The organism is Rhodanobacter hydrolyticus (genome assembly GCF_044904645.1).
In genome coordinates, this window is sequence record NZ_JADIKK010000008.1 from 4,594,534 (window position 1) to 4,609,391 (window position 14,858).

Annotated in this window: 15 protein-coding genes; 10 read left to right on the top strand and 5 right to left on the bottom strand. The window is 63.2% G+C overall.

Going from position 1 to position 14,858, the window contains the following annotated elements; genetic code table 11:
- Positions 1 to 4: 4 nt before the first annotated feature.
- On the bottom strand, positions 5 to 640 hold the full coding sequence (locus ISP25_RS23045; RefSeq protein WP_192157185.1) for a response regulator transcription factor: 636 nt from the start codon (positions 638 to 640) through the stop codon (positions 5 to 7).
- A 68-nt stretch (positions 641 to 708) separates the two neighbouring features.
- Here ISP25_RS23045 and ISP25_RS23050 point away from each other — a divergent pair, with 68 nt between their 5' ends.
- The gene (locus ISP25_RS23050) at positions 709 to 2,310 is read left to right on the top strand and encodes an MASE1 domain-containing sensor histidine kinase (RefSeq protein ID WP_404612016.1); all 1,602 of its coding nucleotides are present in this window, start codon (positions 709 to 711) and stop codon (positions 2,308 to 2,310) included.
- Positions 2,311 to 2,587: 277 nt separating this feature from the next.
- Here the strand turns inward: ISP25_RS23050 and fur are convergent, their stop codons facing one another.
- The gene (gene fur, locus ISP25_RS23055) at positions 2,588 to 3,013 is read right to left on the bottom strand and encodes a ferric iron uptake transcriptional regulator (protein WP_404612018.1); all 426 of its coding nucleotides are present in this window, start codon (positions 3,011 to 3,013) and stop codon (positions 2,588 to 2,590) included.
- An 80-nt stretch (positions 3,014 to 3,093) separates the two neighbouring features.
- On the opposite strand from fur, the gene ISP25_RS23060 reads away from it, so the two are divergent.
- A complete protein-coding gene (locus tag ISP25_RS23060; RefSeq protein ID WP_192157178.1) occupies positions 3,094 to 3,576 on the top strand; it encodes an outer membrane protein assembly factor BamE in 483 nt (160 codons plus the stop codon).
- A gap of 19 nt (positions 3,577 to 3,595) precedes the next feature.
- Here ISP25_RS23060 and ISP25_RS23065 read toward each other — a convergent pair whose 3' ends face one another.
- Positions 3,596 to 3,880 (bottom strand): RnfH family protein, encoded by a 285-nt coding sequence (locus tag ISP25_RS23065; protein ID WP_404612020.1) that lies wholly within the window; start codon positions 3,878 to 3,880, stop codon positions 3,596 to 3,598.
- On the bottom strand, positions 3,873 to 4,301 hold the full coding sequence (locus ISP25_RS23070; RefSeq protein ID WP_192157174.1) for an SRPBCC family protein: 429 nt from the start codon (positions 4,299 to 4,301) through the stop codon (positions 3,873 to 3,875). Before ISP25_RS23070 ends, ISP25_RS23065 begins: the two co-directional genes overlap by 8 nt.
- A gap of 204 nt (positions 4,302 to 4,505) precedes the next feature.
- Between ISP25_RS23070 and smpB the strand changes: the two genes are divergently transcribed.
- From smpB to ISP25_RS23090, 4 genes are all read left to right on the top strand, one after another.
- On the top strand, positions 4,506 to 5,000 hold the full coding sequence (gene smpB / locus ISP25_RS23075) for an SsrA-binding protein SmpB (RefSeq protein WP_192106547.1): 495 nt from the start codon (positions 4,506 to 4,508) through the stop codon (positions 4,998 to 5,000).
- Positions 5,001 to 5,123: 123 nt separating this feature from the next.
- Positions 5,124 to 5,543 (top strand): YciI family protein, encoded by a 420-nt coding sequence (locus tag ISP25_RS23080; protein WP_404612023.1) that lies wholly within the window; start codon positions 5,124 to 5,126, stop codon positions 5,541 to 5,543.
- 25 nt (positions 5,544 to 5,568) lie between these two features.
- On the top strand, positions 5,569 to 5,985 hold the full coding sequence (locus tag ISP25_RS23085; RefSeq protein WP_404612025.1) for a VOC family protein: 417 nt from the start codon (positions 5,569 to 5,571) through the stop codon (positions 5,983 to 5,985).
- Between the two features lie 41 nt (positions 5,986 to 6,026).
- Positions 6,027 to 7,304 carry an RNA polymerase sigma factor gene (locus ISP25_RS23090; RefSeq protein WP_404612027.1) on the top strand — a complete coding sequence of 426 codons (1,278 nt, stop codon included), beginning with the start codon at positions 6,027 to 6,029 and terminating at the stop codon, positions 7,302 to 7,304.
- 53 nt (positions 7,305 to 7,357) lie between these two features.
- Here the strand turns inward: ISP25_RS23090 and ISP25_RS23095 are convergent, their stop codons facing one another.
- The gene (locus tag ISP25_RS23095) at positions 7,358 to 7,561 is read right to left on the bottom strand and encodes a hypothetical protein (protein ID WP_192157165.1); all 204 of its coding nucleotides are present in this window, start codon (positions 7,559 to 7,561) and stop codon (positions 7,358 to 7,360) included.
- Between the two features lie 283 nt (positions 7,562 to 7,844).
- On the opposite strand from ISP25_RS23095, the gene ISP25_RS23100 reads away from it, so the two are divergent.
- The 4 genes from ISP25_RS23100 (at position 7,845) to ISP25_RS23115 (ending at position 14,854) form a co-directional block, all read left to right on the top strand.
- Positions 7,845 to 9,929 carry a putative bifunctional diguanylate cyclase/phosphodiesterase gene (locus ISP25_RS23100; protein ID WP_404612090.1) on the top strand — a complete coding sequence of 695 codons (2,085 nt, stop codon included), beginning with the start codon at positions 7,845 to 7,847 and terminating at the stop codon, positions 9,927 to 9,929.
- Between the two features lie 1,111 nt (positions 9,930 to 11,040).
- Entirely contained in the window at positions 11,041 to 11,475 is a 435-nt protein-coding gene (locus ISP25_RS23105) for an arsenate reductase/protein-tyrosine-phosphatase family protein (RefSeq protein ID WP_192157162.1), read from the top strand.
- Between the two features lie 33 nt (positions 11,476 to 11,508).
- Positions 11,509 to 13,707, top strand: coding sequence for a polysaccharide biosynthesis tyrosine autokinase (locus tag ISP25_RS23110; RefSeq protein WP_192157161.1), 2,199 nt, complete (start codon positions 11,509 to 11,511; stop codon positions 13,705 to 13,707).
- Positions 13,708 to 13,891: 184 nt separating this feature from the next.
- Positions 13,892 to 14,854, top strand: coding sequence for a Gfo/Idh/MocA family protein (locus tag ISP25_RS23115; RefSeq protein WP_404612030.1), 963 nt, complete (start codon positions 13,892 to 13,894; stop codon positions 14,852 to 14,854).
- Positions 14,855 to 14,858 lie beyond the last annotated feature (4 nt).

Genomic DNA, 14,858 nt, shown 5'->3' on the forward strand with positions numbered 1-14,858 from the left:
GGCTCTAACCGCTGGCGGGCAGCAGCCCACGCTCGCTGGCCATGCGATACAACTCCAGTTCCGAACCGGCATTGAGCTTGCCCATCACGCTGGCGCGGTGGATGTAGACAGTCTTCTGGCCAATGCCCAGCTCGGCCGCCACCTGCTTGGGCGTGCGCCCGCAGGCCAGCAGCAGGAACACCTCGTGTTCGCGGGTGGTCAGGCGATGCAGCGGATCGAGCGCGGATTCCGGCTGCTCCGCACGGCGCTGGCGCAGGTCGGAACTCAGGAACTGCTCGCCCTGCATCACCGCGCGCAGGCCCGCCACCAGTTCCTCCGGCGCCACGCCCTTGGTTACGTAGCCGCTGGCACCGCGGCGCAAGGCTTCGGACACGTAGGGTTCGCCATCGTGCATGCTCAACACCACGATGCGCGTGCCGGGCGACACGCTGCCCAGGTGTTCGATCAAGGGAAGGCCGCTGCCGTCGGGCAACGACAGGTCCAGCGCCACCAGGTCGGGCCGGTGCTGCGCCACTGCCTCCACCGCGTCGTCTGCGCAGCGGCACTCACCCACCACCTGGAGATCGGGCTCCAGCCCGATCAGCCGCTTGAAACCTTCACGCACGATGGCGTGGTCGTCGACCAGGACAATGCTGTACATGGCCCTACTGTATATGGACCGGCGCCGGTCTGCGCCGGCACTGCCAAACGCCCGTGTACCATCCGCGGATGCGCCTGAAACCCTTCCGCCCACTGCACTCCGGCCCGCTGCTGGGGGCGATCTACGTCCTGCTGTGGCTGCTGCTGTGGCCGACGGAGCAACCCTATTGGGCACTGCCCTACGGTTTGCGCTTCGGCGCGTTGTTGCTGCTGCCCGTGCGTCGCTGGGGCTGGCTGCTGGGCGCCGAACTGATCGCCTCGGCCGGCATGAGCATGCACGATGGACTGCCGATGGGCTGGAGCGGCTTTTTCCTCGGCGACCTGCCCGAACCGCTGGTAACCGCGGCCAGCCTGTGGCTGCTGCGCAGGCTGAATCCGCATGCCGGCACCAGCCTGCACAACCCACAGGAAACGGCCCGCCTGCTGCTGGCCGCGATGCTCGTGGTGCTCGCCACCACGGCGGTGGACATCGGCCTGCTCACGGTGATCCACACGGCCGCGGCCGAAGACGCGCTGATCCACATGTTGGGCAACGAATTGCTGGGCGGCTATCTGGGCGTGCTGCTGATGGTGCCGGTGATGGTGCTGCTGCTGCGCGCCCCTCCCAGCCGCCATGCGTTGGCGGAATTGGCCCTGGACGGCCTGCAGGTGATGCTGCCGGCCATGGCCATCCTGCTGCTGCTTTCCGAACAGGCCACGTCGCAACCGCAGTTCGCCCGTGCGCTATCGCTGGCCCCCGTGCTGTTCTTTGCATTCCGCCATGGCTGGCGCGGCGCCAGTCTGGCCATCACCATCTCCAGTTTCGGGATGACGGTGCTGGATCAGCGCCTCGGCCACGCCCCTTCGGCGGCCGGCTATCTGTTCCTGGCCGTGGCCGGCACCGGAACGCTGATGCTGGGCTCAGCCACGGATGCTCTGCGTCGCAGCAAGCTGCAGGTAGCCGAGCAGAATACCCACCTGGCGGCAGTCAACCGACGGCTGGACCAACTGGCGCGGCAACTGCGAGCCGCTGCGCGCGGCAATCTGCAGGCGGAGGAAAACCAGCGCCGCCACATGGCCGCCGAGCTGCACGACGAGCTGGGCCAGAACATCACCGCGATCCAGACCCACGTGAAACTGGTGCAGGCGCGCCTGCAACAGGCCGGACTGGAAGATATCGGCACCTCGATCAACAGCATCCTCGCGCACATGCGTCGCGCCCTGCATCGCTTGCTGGACGACCTGCGTCCTGCAGTGCTGGACGAGTTCGGCCTGCTGCGCGCGCTGGACGAAGGTCCGATCCGCGACCTGCTGAAGGCTGCGGGCATCCACTATGTCACCGACCTGCATGGCGACCCGCGCCTGCTCGACGACGACACCCGCACCGCGATCTATCGACTGGCGCAGGAAAGCGCCACCAATGCAGTGAAGCACGCCAGGGCCAGCGAATTCCGCCTGCGCCTGCGCATCGGCGAACGCCACGGCGCGATACTCGCCCTACTCGACTTGCGCGACGACGGCATCGGATTGCCCGAGCGGCCGCCACGAGGTGGCCGCGGCCTGCAAGGCATGCGCGACCGTGTCACCTCGCTGGGAGGCCTGTTCCAGTTGCGCCCGGCACCGCGCGGCGTGCATCTGCGCGTATTGCTGCGCAGCAATAACGACTTGCCCGTCACATTTCGGCCTGTCTAGGAATTTTTCCGATACACAGGACGTGAAGGCTTCGTTAGCATCGATCCATCGATGTGGGGGAGCCGCCATCGTGAGATGGCGTACCGGAGTCCTCGTGGGGACGGTGACTCCGGAGAGACGGCAGGAGGCCGTCTGGTCGTTACCTTGGACACAGGCCTGGACGAGCAACTCGCCATGCCGAAACCCAGAAGGTACGAGGCAATCGCGAGGTGGACAGGAGTCCTCCCTCGCGATTTTTTTGTGCCCAAGAAATGCCCGGATGCCCGGATGGCGGTGATCAGCCCTTGCGCGTACCGCGGCTCTTGGGACGAACGTACAGCACTAGGCTGTGATCCTCGATCACATAACCATGGCGCGCCGCGACCTCGCGTTGCAGACGCTCGATCTCTTCGCTGACGAACTCGATCACCTTTCCGCTGTCCACATCGATCATGTGGTCATGGTGCTTGCCGCGATCGAGTTCGTAGACGGCCTGCCCGCCTTCGAAGTTGTGCTTGACGACAATGCCGGCTGCCTCGAACTGGGTCAGCACGCGGTACACCGTCGCCAGGCCGATGTCTTCCTGATGGGCGAGCAGCTTCTTGTAGACGTCCTCGGCAGTGAGGTGGTTGCCCTCCTCCTCGTCGAAGATCTGCAGAATGCGCATGCGCGGATGGGTCACTTTGAGACCGACCCGACGCAGTTCCTGAGTTTCCTGTTCCATCGTTTGCCACCTCACGCCGGCGCGGCGATGCCGAACCGGTAGTGTATCATCCGCTCTTCCACGATCTGGACGTTTCACGCATGCAAAAGCTGATCACCCTGCCGGTTGTCGCGTTGTTGGCGCTTGCCGTTTCCGGCTGCCACCTGGTCTACACGCAGGACGTGCGCCAGGGCAACCTGCTCGACAAGACCATCGACCAGAAGGCGGTGGATCAGCTCAAGCCCGGCCTGACCAAGCGCCAGGTGATGCTGTTGGTCGGCACGCCTTCGGTCGCCTCCCCGTTCAACCAGAGCCGCTGGGACTACGTGTCCACCTATTCGCACCGCGGCGGCCCGATGCAGGTCAGTACCATGACCCTGTACTTCAATGACGACATCCTGGCGCGCATCGAGGGCAGCCCTTACCTCGAAAACAACAAAAACCTGCTCAAGGAAAGCAAGAAGTACAACGTCGATTACCCGGTCAACGACACCAAGGGCGACAAGGACACCAGCGGCAAGGACAGCAAGGATTCCGGCGGCGGTTCGGACTCCGGCAACGACTCCGGCAGCAGCAACAACTAAACTGCGGGTAGCGCCTGCGTCAGCCTTGGCCGGCACGGCGCCGGCGCGAGGCCATGGGGTCAAGGGTCAGCGGCCGGTAAATTTCCACCCGGTCGCCGTCGCGTAGCACATGATCGGCGTCTATCCTGCACGAGAAGATGCCCAATCGCAGCGGCTCCGCCACCTCGGCAGGAAGCGACGGCAAAAAACCTGCCGCCACGACTGCCTGCATAGCAGTGCTTCCATCCGGCAACGAAACGCGGCTGCGCCGTATGTGCTGCGCGCAGGCATGCACTACTTCCACCGTTATGGTCGGCTCAGCCATGCAGGTGGTCCGCGGCAACGCAGAAATCGTCCACCATGCGGTTGGCGAGTCCCTGGAAACCCAGCTTGAGCACGCTGCCGCCGATGCCGGCGTATTCGAAATCTAGCGCCAGCGCCACCTTGCAGCCGTCGTCTCCCAGCGCGGTGAAACTCCAGTGACCGTCCAGCGAACGGAACGGGCCGTCGACCAGATGGATGTCGATGCGATGCGGCCGCTCGGCAGTGTTGCGGGTGGTGAAGCTGTGCCGCAAGCCCATGAAATGCAGGTCGAGGCGCGCCACCAGTACATTGTCGCTGCGCTCGACCACCGCGGATGCCGAGCACCACGGGAAACGCTTTGGGTATGCTTCCACACCATCGACCAGATCGAACATCTGTTCCGGGGAATGGCGTACCAGCGCGCTGCGGCGTATCTCGATCACGGTAGCCTCTATCCTGGTGCATTCATGCTTGAATGCGAGAATCAAACGAGCGCCCATCTATGGGCGCATTCGGTGGTTACTGCATTCTTCCGTGAATGCGAAGATCAAACGGGCATCCATCCATGGATGCACTTCTAAAAGAAGCGCTGCCCCTGAAAGGCACGCAGGCAATGCGGCCGCCCAGAGGCCCGAAGTTTAGCGGACATGGCCAAGAGCAAGGACAAGGACACCACCAAGGGCACGGGCACCATCGCGCTCAACAAGCGCGCGCGGTTCGAGTACCACATCGACCAGCGCTATGAGGCCGGCATCGCCCTGCAAGGCTGGGAGCTGAAAGCGCTGCGCGCGGGTCGGATCAACTTCGGCGACGGCTATGCCATCGTCATTAAGGGCGAAATCTTCCTGGTCGGCGCCTCGATCCCCCCCCTGATCAGCGCTTCCACCCACGTCATCGCCGAAGACCGCCGCACGCGCAAGCTGCTCCTGCACCGCAAGGAGATCGACCAGTTGATCGGCGCAGTGGAGCGCAAGGGCTACACGCTGGTGCCCACCGCGATGTACTGGAAGAACGGCAAGGTGAAGGTGGAAGTCGGCCTGGCCCGCGGCAAGCAGGAACACGACAAGCGCGACACCGAGAAGCAGCGCGACTGGCAGATCGAAAAACAGCGCACGATGCGCTCGCACAATCGGGCGTCCTGACCGCGTTCTGCCTGTTCGGCTTGCGGGCATCGCAAAAAAACTTCGTGCAAGGTGTCGATCCGGCACCCCGCCGTTCGTCGCACCTTTGAAGGCGGATTCATCCCGGCCACAGGAGGCGAACCGATGCGCTGCATAGTGATCGTGAAGGCGACCAAAGACACCGAGGCCGGCCTGATGCCGAGCACCGATCGGCTCGCCGCGATGGGCCAATTCAACGAAGAATTGGTGAAGGCAGGCGTGATGCTGGCCGGAGAAGGCCTGCATCCCAGTTCGCGCGGCGCCCGCGTGCGTTTCGACGGCGCACAACGCACCGTGATCGATGGCCCGTTCACCGAATCCAAGGAACTGATCGCCGGCTTCTGGCTATGGCAGGTGAAGTCGATGGCCGAAGCCATCGAATGGCTGAAACGCGCGCCGTTCGACACCGGCGCCGAAGTCGAGATCCGCCCGGTATTCGAGGCCGAAGACTTCGGCGACAAGTTCACGGATGCCTTGCGCGAGCAGGAAGCAAACCTGCGCGCGCAGATCGGCAACCGCCCATAAACCCCGCCCTGCAAGGAGTACCGCCATGCAATTCGTCGCCTACCTCAACTACGACGGCAATGCCGAGGCCGCCTTCGATTTCTATGCCAGCTGCTTCGGCGGCAAGGTCACCATGCGGGCACGCTATGGCGACGCGCCGCCTGAAATGCCCATGCCTGCGGAGATGCGCGACAAGATGATGCACGTGCGGCTGGAAGTCGGCGACCAGGTGCTGATGGCCTCGGACGCGATGGCGCCGCAATGTCCCTATACGCCGATCAAGGGCTGCTCGGTGTCGATCCAGCTCGACTCGCCGGAACAGGCCGAGCGGATTTTCCACGCGCTGGCCGAAGGTGGCACGGTGCAGATGCCGATCCAGCAGACCTTCTGGGCCGCGCGCTTCGGCTCGCTGGTGGACCGCTACGGCGTGCCGTGGATGATCAACTGCCCGCCCGCTGCATGATGCCTTGCTCCCACGGAGCGATGATGGTCTGATCGGTCGCCATGACGGCGACCGACATCCCCCGCAGCATCGAAGCCATCTGGCGCATCGAATCGGCGCGCATCATCGCCGGCCTCACCCGCATGCTGCGCGACGTGGGCCTGGCGGAGGAACTGGCGCAGGACGCGTTGGTGACTGCGCTGGAACAATGGCCGCAGACCGGCGTGCCGGACAATCCCGGCGCGTGGTTGATGACCACGGCGAAACACCGCGCGATCGACCGCCTGCGCCGTCATCAGCTGATGGAGCGCAAGCACGAGGAAATCGCCCGCGAACTGGAGGCCGAACAGGCCGATGCTATGCCCCGCTTCGACGCCATGCTGGACGACGATATCGGCGACGACCTGCTGCGGCTGATCTTCACCGCCTGCCATCCCGCGCTGCCTGCCGATTCGCGCGTGGCGCTCACCCTGCGCCTGCTGGGCGGCCTCAGCACGCCCGAGATCGCCCGCGCCTTCCTGCAGCCGGAGCCCACCATCGCCCAGCGCATCGTGCGCGCGAAGCGCACGCTGGCCGAGAAACAGGTGCCGTTCGAGGTTCCGCGTGGCGAAGAGCTCGCCGAACGCCTGGACGCGGTGCTGGGCGTGATCTACCTGATCTTCAATGAGGGCTACACCGCCACCGCCGGCGACGACTGGATGCGGCCCGCGCTGTGCGAGGAAGCCCTGCGGCTGGGCCGCATCCTCGCCGGACTGATGCCGCAGCAGGCCTCCGTGTTCGGCCTGCTCGCACTGATGGAACTGCAGGCCTCGCGTACGCATGCGCGCAGCGCACCGGACGGAACGCCGATCCTGTTGCTGGAACAGAACCGCGCGCGCTGGGATCGGCTGCTGATCCAGCGTGGCCTAGCCGCGCTGGATCGCGCGCAACGGCTGGGCGACCACGAAGAGCCGTACACCCTGCAGGCAGCAATCGCCGCTTGCCACGCCCGCGCCAATACCGCGGAGCAAACCGACTGGCACCGCATCGCGGCGCTGTACGCCACACTGGCCGGCGTCACGCCATCGCCCGTGGTGGAACTCAACCGCGCAGTGGCCGTGGCGATGGCCAGCGGGCCAGCAGCAGGCCTTGCGCTGGTCGATACGCTACGCGACGAACCGGCACTGGCGAACTATCACCTGTTGCCGGCAGTGCGCGGCGATCTGCTGCAGAAGCTCGATCGCCACGGTGAGGCCCGCACGGAGTTCGAACATGCCGCGGCGCTCACCCGCAACGCCCGCGAACGCGAACTGTTGCAAGCACGCGCCAAAACCTGTGCGCAGCACACCACCACCGGTTGACGGCGCGAAAAGCGGGGCCACCCGATAGGCGGCCCCGTCAGCGTGAACGGAACTCAGGACTGGCTGTCGTCAGCCGGCGCGGCATCCGCCTCGTCTTCCTTCTTGCCTACCATTTCTTCCAGCGCACCGGCGCCCTTGAATCCGGCGATGGCCGCAATGCCCTTCGTCAGCAGGCCCGCATTCGGATCGAGCTTCTCGGCGCCTTCGACTGCCGCCACGGCACCGGCAACTTCACCCAAGGTATCGAGGATTCCCATGACGTTCTCCGCTTTGGAATGGAGCGGCCAGCATGCGACTAGTCGATTACCGGTGAATGAATCCTGGCGCAAGTTTCTTCGTCGCGAATTTGCGGGATCCGCCGCCCACAGGCGGTCACGAGCCGCAAACGCGCGGCTCCAGGTAGCGTCAAAGCCTTGTGCGGTCAAGATCCGGGCCTGCAGGCCGATAGAAACCCGACGCCCAAACCTTGCAAAGCCACGCTACGATCAGGCCACCTTCGTGCGACATGCAAGGCCTAAGGACTCAAGGGTTCGTTGAATGCTGGCCAGTTCGTACAACCCGTTGCTCGTCGTGTGTTCCCTGCTCGTGGCGATCTTCGCCTCCTACACGGCACTGGGCATGGCCGGCCGCATCACCACGGCACGTGACTCCGGCGCGCGCTGGTGGCTGTTTGCTGGCGCCTGCGCGATGGGATTGGGCATCTGGTCGATGCATTTCGTCGGCATGCTGGCTTTCAGCCTGCCGATTCCGCTGGGCTATGACCCGCTGATCACCCTGCTGTCGTTGCTGATCGCCATTGCCTCTTCCGCATTCGCCTTGTGGCTGGTTTGCCGGCAAACGCTGCCTTGGACGCACCTGGTCGGCGGCGCCCTGCTGATGGGGCCGGCCATTGCCGGCATGCATTACACGGGCATGGCAGCGATGCGCATGAGCCCGGGCATCCAGTACGACGCGTGGCTGTTCGCCCTGTCGGTGGCGATCGCCATCATGGCAGCGGGTGCAGCGCTGTGGATCGCCTTCCAATTGCGCAAGGACTCATCGCACGTATGGCGGAAACGGCTCGGCGCGGCCGTCGTCATGGGCCTCGCCATCGTCGGCATGCATTACACCGGCATGAGCGCCGCGCAATTCCCGCTGGGCAGCATCTGCGGGGCAGCACATCATGGCGTGAACACGAACTGGCTGGCCGTCGTCGTCATCGTCGTCACCCTGGCAGTACTGGCGGCGACGCTCACCGTCTCCGCGTTCGACGTGCGCATGGAGTCGCGCACGGCCGTGCTGGTCAGCTCGCTCGCCGAGGCGAACGAGGAACTCACCTATCTCGCCCTGCACGACAGCCAGACCAAGTTGCCGAACCGCGTGTTGCTGCACGATCGCCTCGAACATGAAATCCTGATCGCCGATCGCGACAAGAGCCGTTTCGCGCTCATGTTCCTGGACCTCGACGGCTTCAAGGCCGTCAACGACGTGTTTGGACATCGCTCCGGCGACATGCTGCTGGTCGAAGTTGCCCAGCGCATACGCGCCAACGTGGGCAACGAGGATACCGTCGCCCGCATCGGCGGCGACGAATTCGTATTGCTGGCCCGTATCGAAGAACCGACGGATGCTGCCCGTATCGCCGAGACCCTAATGAAGGCGATCGGCGAGCCCATCTTCATCGCCAAGCACGAGCTGCATGTGACTTCCAGCATCGGCATCGTCCTCTACCCTGGCGACGGCGCCACCCAGCAGGAGCTGATGACCAATGCCGACGCGGCGATGTACCACGCGAAGGCGTCGGGACAAAAAGGCTATGCTTTTTTCGAAACCTCGATGAACTCCGATGCGCACGAACAGATGCAGATCGCGCGGGAACTGCGCGTAGCCTCGGCACGCGGTGAACTGACGCTGCACTATCAGCCGAAATTCGACGCGCCGAACGGTCCCGTCATCGGCGCAGAGGCCTTGCTGCGATGGTCGCATCCCACGCTCGGGATGATCCTGCCCGGCCACTTCATTCCCATCGCGGAGAAAACCGGCCTGATCGTGCCGATTGGTGAATGGGTGCTCGACGAAGCATGTCGGCAAATGCGCGCGTGGCATGACGCCGGGCATCCGCAATGGACGATTGCGGTGAACCTGTCGGCAGTGCAGTTCGGCCACGATGGACTTATCGAGCTGGTGCGCGGCACGCTGGCGCGCCATGCGCTCGCCCCGCGCTTTCTGACGCTGGAAATCACCGAGTCCACCGCCATGTCCGATGTCGAGGCAAGCCTGGCGACGCTGCAGCAGCTGAAGGACATGGGGGTGAACATCTCCATCGACGACTTCGGCACCGGCTACTCCAGCCTGCTCTACCTGAAACGTCTGCCGGCCACCGAACTGAAGATAGACAAGGGCTTCGTGCGCGACCTTGCCATCGGCACCGAGGACGCCGCCATCGTGTCGGCCATCGTCGCGCTGGGGCAGACGCTCAACCTCAAGATTGTCGCCGAAGGCGTTGAAACCGCCGCGCAGAAAGCGTTCCTCACCCGCATCGGTTGCGACAGCCTGCAAGGCTTCATGCTTGGCGAACCGATGCCGGCCAAGGAATTCATTGAAGCGGTAGCGCAGGATCCGGCTTCCACCGAGGCTCCGAAGTAAAGCGCCCGACTCGATTCTCCCGCAACGCGCTGTGCTGCGAGCCCGCCAGCCGCGATCCGGTCACGGAGCAGCTCCCGCACGTCGAGACCCAGTGGAGGCGCTGAAGGCATGCCGCCGCACACCCTTTCCCACGCGACCAACGATTAAGGAGTATGGTCGCCGTATCCCTCTCGCCACGAGTCGCCCCAATGAGCAAATCGCCTCCGGTTCTGACGGTCGCAGCCATCCACTCCGTGTATTCCAGCAAGAAGATCGGTTCCGTCGTAGAGCACGCAACGAAGTTCCAATCGACAAAACGCTTCGCGCGCGATCCCGAACACACTGGCCAAGCACCGGTGAACCCCAAAGATCCAAAGGGCACCCGCCACCGTTGACAAGGGCGGTTGGCCGCTGCGTCCCAGCACTCACACGCTGACCGTGTAGCACCCCGGCAAACTGACGCAGCATGGGACGGTTGCCGTTGCCGCTGCGAGCCATAGCCTTTCGAAGTTGTGAAGGCCTCAGCCGCGGCACGACTCCAAAGCCTGACGGCCATCGAGAGATGGCCCACGCATTGCATGTGTTGCCAAGCTCGCGCCTCGCGAAGGTGGATCCCTGTCGCCGTCCCGCGGACGGCCCGATGCGCACGCATCGATCGACCGGATTCCCGACCATAGATTCAGACAAGGTTCGATCCACGGTCTCTACGATCCAGAACGCATGACGTGAAGTTCCGCATTCATGCCGCTGTACACGCGATGCAGGCGCCAATTCAGTGCCCGCAACTGATTCAACGCAACCGGCCGGATCATTTGGCTGCTGTTCACTGACAAGCAATCCGGACGTGCAATGATCGATGCTCTTATTTCGTTCAATGACGACAAACGAACTCCGGAATCCGTTCGACACGTCGACATATTCGTGTGACGACGGATGCGAATAATAAGCAGGCATACACCCTGCGTGTCGCCGCTTTTCGGTCTCTTTTTGAGACTCGCGATTTACATTCAAAACAGGGCCACGAAACTCACACAATATTGTGGGTTTTCCTGAAATTTGACAGGAGGCCGTACCGCCATTTCTAGCATCCTTGGATCGACGCTGACTTAGGATTCGGGAGTATGACGGCGCTGTGTTTGAGCGGATATTGATTGTCTGCATGGGTAATGTTTGCCGCAGTCCCACGGCAGAATACCTGTTTCGACAGCGCACGAGATCACGCCACGTTGCATTCAGCAGCGCGGGGCTCTATGCGCCTGCCGGAAGACCCATGGATGCGACTTCCCTGCAATTGCTCGCCGAAAGCGGCATTGACGGCACGTTGCATCGTGCCCGCCAGTTGACACCCGCCATGCTGCACGAGGCTGATTTGGTGCTTGGCATGGAAAAGAGTCATGTCGCAGCGATGATCCAACTTGCCCCCGAAATTCGCGGCAAGGTTTATCTGCTAGATAAATGGTTGAATGAAAACGATATACCCGACCCTTATCGCCAAGAGCGCATTGCATTCGAATACGTACACGAAATGATCACAAAAGGAGTGGATAGCTGGCAGCTTTATCTGTGATCCCTGTTCTCATGTCACGAGATGGTAATCCATATGACCGGCACCCTGGCCCCTCTGCAACGCGATAACGAAATCGATCTGAGCGAATTGCTTGGCACGCTTCGCGACAACAAGTGGCTTATCTGCCGCATTACCGTGATTTTTGTCGTACTCGGCATCATCTATGCTGTAGTTGCAACACCGATCTATCAAGCCACGTCGACAGCGCAGGTGGAACAGAAGGTTCCGGATCTGCCCGGCTTGAGCGCACTCAGCCAGACGCTGGGGGCGGAAGATCCCGAAGCAAGCACCCAATCGGCCTTGATCACTTCGCGCATGGTGGTCGGCGCAGTGGTCGACAAGCTCAAGCTCGCGGTCGAAAGCAGCCCGGAACGCTTTCCCCTGTTCGGCAATTTCATCGCCCACCTCTACGCCTCGCACAATGCCGGCAAGGTGGCGACGCCCTGGTTCGGAATGACCGGCTACGACTGGGGCGGCTCGAAGCTGGACATTTTCCAACTGGACGTACCCGACAATCTCCTGGACAAGCCGCTGACCCTGATCGCAGGCGAGAACGGCGGCTACATCCTGGTCGACGAGAAGGGAAACCTTCTGGTCACTGGCCATACGGGGGAATCCTCCACTGGCCAGGGCATAACCATCCAGGTCAAGACCCTGGTTGCCAATGAAGGCACCCACTTCCGCGTGTTCCGCCATCGCCGGCTGACGGTGACCAACCGGCTTCGCAAGGCCATCAAGGTCAACGAAGAGAGCAAGGATTCGGGCATCCTCGACATGACCTACGCCAACACCGATCCGGTGTTGGCGGCGAATGTGCTGCGGGAGGTGGGCGAGCTCTACGTGCGCCAGGACGTGGATCGCAATTCCGCGGAGGCGGCGAACAGCCTGGAGTTCGTGCGTGAGCAGCTCCCCAAGGTCCGCAGTCAGCTTGAAACGGCCACAGCGGCGCTTAACGCATACCAGCTCCGCGCTCGCTCGGTCGACATCAGCATGCAAACCCAAAGCCTGCTGGACCAGGAGGTCTCCATCCAGACCAACATCCAGCAGTTGCGCCTGCAGCAGGCGGACATGCAGCGCCAGTACACACCCGAGCATCCGGCCTACAAGGCCCTGATGAAACAGATAGGCCAGCTGGAGGCGCAGAAAGGCGGGATAGACAAGCAGGTCGGCAACCTGCCGAATACCCAGCAGGAGCTGTTGAAACTGACCCGCGATGTGCAGGTGAGCAACGACACCTACACCGGCCTGCTCAACCAGGCCCAGCAACTCGACATCGCCCGCGCGGGCACGGTCGGCAATGTACGGATCATCGACAGCGCGGCGGTGGACGTCACACAGCCGATATGGCCGAAGAAGACCATCGTGGTGCTCGGCAGCGCGTTCCTCGGTGGCTTCGTGGCGCTCTTGTGCGTCTTCATACGGCAGGCGCTCAACCGTGGCATCGAAGATCCGGCCGTCATCGAAAACATCGGCCTGCCCGTGTATGCCTCCATCCCGGTCAGCCTGCGGGAGCAGGCATTGCACGACAAGCGCGTCCGCGGATACGGCAAGCAACGCCTGCTGGTCATGGACGCGCCGGCTGACATGGCCACCGAGGCCTTGCGGAGCTTGCGCACCAGCCTGCATTTCGCCCGCCTTGAGGCGAAAAACAACGTGCTGATGATCACCGGTTCCAGTCCGGATGTCGGCAAGACGTTCGTCTCCGCCAACCTCGCCACCCTGGTCGCCCAGGGCAACCAGCGCGTGTTGCTGATCGACGGCGACATGCGCATGGGGTCGCTGCACAGAATCGTGGGCTGCCAGGCCGGGGTCGGCCTTTCCGAATTGATCTCGGGCCAGACCGACCTGGAAGCGGCAATACAACCGGTCGCTCCGTCCTCGCACCTGCACTTCATCGGCCGCGGCAAGATTCCGCCGAACCCTTCCGAGCTGTTGATGAACTCCCGTTTCTCCACGCTGCTCGACCACGTGAAGAAGGTGTACGACCTAGTCATCATCGACACTCCGCCGATCCTGGCGGTGACCGATGCGGCCATCATCGGCCACCATGCAGGCACCGCCCTGATGGTGGTGCGCTTCGGGCTCAACCAGGTGCGCGAAGTCGCCTTGGCACGGCAACGCTTCGAGCAGAACAACATCCACCTCCGGGGCGCCATCTTCAACGCCGTGGAGAAGCGCAGCAGCGGCTACTACTCCTACGCCTACTACGGCGTCGGCAAGGCGACCGCATGAGAAAAGCCCGCCTCGAAGCGACGACAACCGATGTCAGGTACGGCCAGCCGCGCAGGCGCACAGCGACACAGGGTCGGGCGCGCTGCAACTGCGCATGGCGACCGCCGCAAACCCGCCGCCCGTGGACAGAAGCATCCATCGCACATGGGCCGGCAGAGACCGCGCAGCCCCAGGACCCGTTTTCATGACCACTCCGTCGAAGAACTTCGCCCTTATCGGTGCAGCCGGCTACATCGCTCCCCGCCACATGCAGGCCATCAAGGCCACCGGCAACCGGCTACTGGCCGCCTTCGATCCGAACGATTCGGTCGGCGTCATCGACAGCCACTTCCCCGATGCCGATTTCTTCACCGAGTTCGAACGCTTCGACAGGCACGTCGATCTGCGCCGGCGCGCCGGCGATGGCGGCCAGATCGATTACGTCTCCATCTGTTCGCCGAATTACCTGCATGACTCGCACATGCGCTTCGCCTTGCGTTCCGGCGCACATGCGATCTGCGAGAAGCCGCTGGTACTCAATCCGTGGAACATCGATGGTCTGCGGGAAATTGAGCGAGAGACCGGCAAGCGCGTCAATACGATCCTGCAATTGCGCCTGCACCCGGCGATCATCGCCCTGCGCAACCGGGTCCGGCATGGACGACGCGACACCAAGCACGAAGTGGACCTTGCCTACGTCACCTCGCGCGGCCACTGGTATCTGCAAAGCTGGAAAGGCGATCAGAAGAAGTCCGGCGGCATAGCCACCAACATCGGCGTGCACTTCTTCGACATGCTGCACTACATCTTCGGCGCGTTGCAGGCCAACGTCGTGCACCTGCGCAGCGACACGAAGGCGGCGGGCTACCTGGAATACGAAAACGCCCGCGTGCGCTGGTTCCTGTCGGTGGACGTCGAAGACGTGCCCATTCCGGTGCGCGAAAGCGGGCAACGCACCTATCGATCGATCACGGTGGACGGCGAGGAGATCGAGTTCTCTGGCGGCTTTGCGGACCTGCATAACCGCAGCTACGAAGAAATCCTTGCAGGCCGTGGTTTCGGCCTCGATGAAAACCGCGTCGCCATCGAAACCGTGTCGACGATCCGCACCAGCGGCATCGTTTCCGCGGCGAACGACGGCCACCCTTCTCTGCAACGGCGAGCCTGAAGAG

Excerpts from the sequence above, each read along its gene's own strand:
- ISP25_RS23045 (WP_192157185.1), bottom strand. The coding sequence starts at position 640 with ATGTACAGCATTGTCCTGGTCGACGACCACGCCATCGTGCGTGAAGGT.
- ISP25_RS23050 (WP_404612016.1), top strand. The coding sequence starts at position 709 with ATGCGCCTGAAACCCTTCCGCCCACTGCACTCCGGCCCGCTGCTGGGG.
- fur (WP_404612018.1), bottom strand. The coding sequence starts at position 3,013 with ATGGAACAGGAAACTCAGGAACTGCGTCGGGTCGGTCTCAAAGTGACC.
- ISP25_RS23060 (WP_192157178.1), top strand. The coding sequence starts at position 3,094 with ATGCAAAAGCTGATCACCCTGCCGGTTGTCGCGTTGTTGGCGCTTGCC.
- ISP25_RS23065 (WP_404612020.1), bottom strand. The coding sequence starts at position 3,880 with ATGGCTGAGCCGACCATAACGGTGGAAGTAGTGCATGCCTGCGCGCAG.
- smpB (WP_192106547.1), top strand. The coding sequence starts at position 4,506 with ATGGCCAAGAGCAAGGACAAGGACACCACCAAGGGCACGGGCACCATC.
- ISP25_RS23080 (WP_404612023.1), top strand. The coding sequence starts at position 5,124 with ATGCGCTGCATAGTGATCGTGAAGGCGACCAAAGACACCGAGGCCGGC.
- ISP25_RS23085 (WP_404612025.1), top strand. The coding sequence starts at position 5,569 with ATGCAATTCGTCGCCTACCTCAACTACGACGGCAATGCCGAGGCCGCC.
- ISP25_RS23090 (WP_404612027.1), top strand. The coding sequence starts at position 6,027 with ATGACGGCGACCGACATCCCCCGCAGCATCGAAGCCATCTGGCGCATC.
- ISP25_RS23095 (WP_192157165.1), bottom strand. The coding sequence starts at position 7,561 with ATGGGAATCCTCGATACCTTGGGTGAAGTTGCCGGTGCCGTGGCGGCA.
- ISP25_RS23110 (WP_192157161.1), top strand. The coding sequence starts at position 11,509 with ATGACCGGCACCCTGGCCCCTCTGCAACGCGATAACGAAATCGATCTG.
- ISP25_RS23115 (WP_404612030.1), top strand. The coding sequence starts at position 13,892 with ATGACCACTCCGTCGAAGAACTTCGCCCTTATCGGTGCAGCCGGCTAC.